A 3,893-nucleotide genomic window follows, 5' to 3' on the forward strand; every position below is an offset into this window, starting at 1 on the left:
CTTGAGGAAGCATGTGCACCGGTAGAATCTTTTGAACGCTTAAAGGTTGATGCCGATGGGACAATGGCTAAAGAAGAAGTACCTCAGAGAACTATAGATCTGGAGGATCGGATAGCTGCTGATCGTCCTCAGGCAATTTCATATACAGGTGATCAGGGAATAAAGCTCAAAGATGTTTATCAGAACGAGGCTTCCCTGGAAGATTTTATTGCTCAGCTGAGTGACGAGGATCTGGCCTGTCTGATGCGGGGTGAAGGGATGAGTTCTCCGAGAGTAACTCCCGGAACTGCTGCAGCTTTTGGTGGTGTGAGTGAAAATCTGGTTGACTTTGGAATTCCTGCTGCCGCTGCTGCTGATGGACCTTCTGGAATTAGAATGGACTGCGGTACAACTGCTTTCAGTCTGCCAAACGGAACATCTTTAGCCTGTACATTTAATTTAGATTTAGTAGAGGCGCTATTTGATCTGATGGGACAGGAACTACTGGCAAATCAAATTGAAACTATCCTGGGACCGGGAATGAATATTCATCGAACACCTTTAAACGGACGGAACTTTGAATACTTTTCCGAAGACCCACTTCTGACCGGTAAAATGGCAGCAGTACAGCTTAAAGCAATGAATAAATACAAGGTTACCGGAACCGTAAAACATTATGTCGCCAATAATCAGGAATCTCACCGACACGATGTAAATGCAGTTGTTTCCGAAAGAGCCTTAAGAGAAATTTACCTAAAAGGCTTTGAAATTGCAGTCAAAGAGGGTGAAGCAGCTTCCATTATGTCTACTTATGGTGGTTTAAATGGAATTTGGACAGCCGGAAACTATGACCTTCTGACTACGATTTTAAGAGATGAATGGGGTTTTGATGGAATTGTAATGACTGACTGGTGGGCAAGAATCAATGAAGAAGGCGAAAAAGCCAGAAAAGGAAATACCATTCCGATGGTAAGAGCTCAAAATGACTTATATATGGTTAGTGAAAATCCTGAAGAAAATAGTGCTGAGGATAATACCTTAGAAGGCCTGAAAGAAGGAAGAATCACCAGAGGCGAACTGCAGCGTAATGCAGCAAATATCTTGAACTTTATAATGGATTCAGCAGTGATGGAAAGACATCTTAGTGGTCCAGGTGAAGCATCAGCTGCAGCAGAGAGTAATGATGAGCCAGGAAATGTAATGGAATATTATGATCTGGCTGAGGTAGAAGCTATTGATCTTTCTGATGTAGATACTGCCAAAGGAGAATCAGTTGTATTTGGCATAATTAGAGATAAGAAGGGAATTTATAAGCTGAAGCTTGAAATGAAAGCAAGTGGCGGAGAACATGCTCAGATTCCTGTTTCCTTATTCCTTAATAATAAATTGGATTCGACCATTACTTTAAATGGTACTGGAGAATGGAAGACAGTTGAAAAAGAGATAAATCTCTGGAGCAAAAACAATTACCTCAAACTTTATTTTGCTCAGAGCGGAATGAAGCTTGGAAAAATGACTGTTGAATTTGAAAAAGAAGTTGAGTCAGAGTAAGTTTAAAGTTAAAATGTTAAAACAATATATAGTATAAAAAACAAAGGCACCTGCTAAAAACAGGTGCCTTTATAAATTTAAAAGAATATATTAATTTTGCAAAACACCAGTTTGCGACATAGTGCTGTCATACCCCTGTGTTATTCTTTAAATAGAACAGCAAAGATAAGAAAATCAATGAGATATAGATTTTAATTAATTATTAAAAAGTGAATAATAATTCAAGGGGGCTTCAAAATGAAGAGTAACAATTTGGCGAAAAAAACTCAATCCTGGGCCAACAAAATAAAAAGCTATCAAAAAAAGGCACCGAATCTTTTTAATGAAGATGTTGAAAAGTCAGCTTCAGAATTTAGGATAGATCACTATTTTGATATTCTTGACAGAGTTGAGCTTGAAAAAGGCTGACTGGTAGATTATCTTTATATTCAGCAGGGAATTGGAGGTGGGCCTGAAATAATTGCCTACCCCGAGGCTAAAAAAGAAGACTATATAAAAATAATAAATAAAATAAACGATAATGAGCTGGATTACAATTCAGGAGACAGTGACTCAGAAAATATTATTCATACTTTTTTAAACTATGATGATGTAGATAATTATTTAGATCATGTTAAGCTTGATGGAAGTGAAGAATCATATCTTCAATTTGTAATTTTAGCCGCCCTCGGTTCTCAGTTTTCACTTTTCTGGCATGCTCTCTATAATGACAAGAAATTTGTCTGCACCTCCGAAAAGGCCGACAAAATTATTAAGAGAATAAATAAAAATGATGAAAATATGGATTTTATGCAAGATGAATTATTTGATCAGCAGTTGAGAGAGATTGATTTTGCTCCCCAGATAACTATTAATAAAGATAAAGTAACTGTTAGGCTGGTCTTTTTCACTAAATGGGGAGGTTTTATAGAAGCGAAGTATCAAGTTAAAAAAGATTTTCCTCATAAAATTATTGAAAGAGAAACTGAAACTTTGATTGACTATAATTGCGGCTATGTTTATTAATTTTAGCCTGAACTGAAGTTTTAAATTTAAAGAAGCGCCGTCCTGAGCTGGACAGCGCTTTTTTTAATGTTCATTTGATCAGCGTGTATATTCACCTTTTAAAACAGCTTTCTGCAGTACATGACCTTCCATCGCCTTGAGCAGCGTTTCTTTGTCAGCCCCAGCTTTTAAAGCAAGCTGATCATCAAGAGCATAAACATAGAATCTGTAGGTGTGAACTCCACTGGGAGGAGCTGGCCCCAGATAACCTAATTCATTAAAGTCATTTTTACCCTGCAGGGCTCCTTTGAGTTCTTTGACTTCTTCTTTCCTGGCAATATTTTTTGGAATTTCACTGACATCTGCCGGTATATTCCAGATCAGCCAGTGGGTAAAAGTACCATTGGGAGCATCCGGGTCATCGACAATAACAGCCAGAGTTTCAGCTTCTGCAGGTACATTTTCAATGATTAGTGGTGGAGAGATATCCCTGCCGTCAGCTGTATATTCTTCAGGGATAAAACCACCATCCTCAAAAGCAGATTTAATAACTAAATCTTTTCCCATTAGCCTAAACCTCCTTTCTTAATTTCAAAAAACAATCGACTCTTTTTAATTTTTATCATCAGCAAATTTAAAAACTTTTGCTTTAAGTTAATAATAACAGAAAGTATTCAGAAAATAAAGTTAATTTCAGACTCAGCTGAAATTAAGATGTCCAAATTAAATATTTGGCTATTGAGATATAATTTTTTTAAATTCATATTCCCTTCATAATTTACTCCTATAATTAGCTTAGAATCAAAAAAGAAGTAAATATTAATTAAGGAGTGAATTTAAAAATGAAAAAATTATTAAGAGTTTTTTTAGTATCAGCTTTATCATTAACTTTAGCTGCAGGAGCTATTATGGCTCAGGGCCCTGGTAATGCAGTTCGCAGTCCAGAAGATATTGTAGATGACTATCCAGCAGCTGAACTCAGCGAAAAACAGATAGCAGATTTGGAATTCATGTATGAGGAAGAAAAACTGGCCAGAGATTTATATGCCCGCTTAGGTGAAGAATGGAATCTGCCTGCCTTTGAGAACATCTCCCAATCAGAAGCACAGCATATGGCAGCTTTAGAAGCTTTATTTGCCAAATATGATTTAGAAAAACCGGCTGCAGTTCCTGGAGAATATAATAATAGTGAACTGGCAGCAGTATATGATGAATTTTTAGCCAGAGGTTTAGAATCTGAAGCAGCAGCATTAGAATTAGGCAAAGAATTAGAAATAAAAGATATTGCAGATTTAGAAGAAGTAATGATCGATGCTCCGGAAGATTTTAAAGCTGTCTATGCTAATCTGAAAGCAGTCAGTGAAAATCACTTAGCAGCC

General features: G+C 36.8%; 5 protein-coding genes. 4 read left to right on the top strand and 1 reads right to left on the bottom strand.

Annotated elements, in window-relative coordinates; genetic code table 11:
• The 3 genes from CI949_RS17995 to CI949_RS18005 form a co-directional block, all read left to right on the top strand.
• Positions 1-1,530, top strand: a 1,530-nt coding sequence (locus CI949_RS17995; protein ID WP_290768914.1) for a glycoside hydrolase family 3 protein, incomplete at its 5' end; no start/stop codon positions are given.
• Between the two features lie 237 nt (positions 1,531-1,767).
• Positions 1,768-1,938 carry a hypothetical protein gene (locus tag CI949_RS18000; RefSeq protein WP_166637086.1) on the top strand — a complete coding sequence of 57 codons (171 nt, stop codon included), beginning with the start codon at positions 1,768-1,770 and terminating at the stop codon, positions 1,936-1,938.
• 372 nt (positions 1,939-2,310) lie between these two features.
• Positions 2,311-2,535 carry a hypothetical protein gene (locus CI949_RS18005; protein WP_290768919.1) on the top strand — a complete coding sequence of 75 codons (225 nt, stop codon included), beginning with the start codon at positions 2,311-2,313 and terminating at the stop codon, positions 2,533-2,535.
• Between the two features lie 78 nt (positions 2,536-2,613).
• Here the strand turns inward: CI949_RS18005 and CI949_RS18010 are convergent, their stop codons facing one another.
• Positions 2,614-3,081, bottom strand: a complete 468-nt coding sequence (locus CI949_RS18010) for a YbhB/YbcL family Raf kinase inhibitor-like protein (RefSeq protein ID WP_290768922.1) — start codon at positions 3,079-3,081, stop codon at positions 2,614-2,616.
• Positions 3,082-3,356: 275 nt separating this feature from the next.
• On the opposite strand from CI949_RS18010, the gene CI949_RS18015 reads away from it, so the two are divergent.
• Positions 3,357-3,893: DUF2202 domain-containing protein (locus CI949_RS18015; RefSeq protein ID WP_290768925.1), on the top strand; the 537-nt coding region annotated here is incomplete at its 3' end.

It is taken from the genome of Halanaerobium sp., assembly GCF_003070835.1.

What these genes read in the sequence shown, in the direction of transcription:
- CI949_RS18010 (WP_290768922.1), bottom strand. Translation starts at nt 3,081, where the DNA reads ATGGGAAAAGATTTAGTTATTAAATCTGCTTTTGAGGATGGTGGTTTT.
- CI949_RS18005 (WP_290768919.1), top strand. Translation starts at nt 2,311, where the DNA reads ATGGATTTTATGCAAGATGAATTATTTGATCAGCAGTTGAGAGAGATT.
- CI949_RS18000 (WP_166637086.1), top strand. Translation starts at nt 1,768, where the DNA reads ATGAAGAGTAACAATTTGGCGAAAAAAACTCAATCCTGGGCCAACAAA.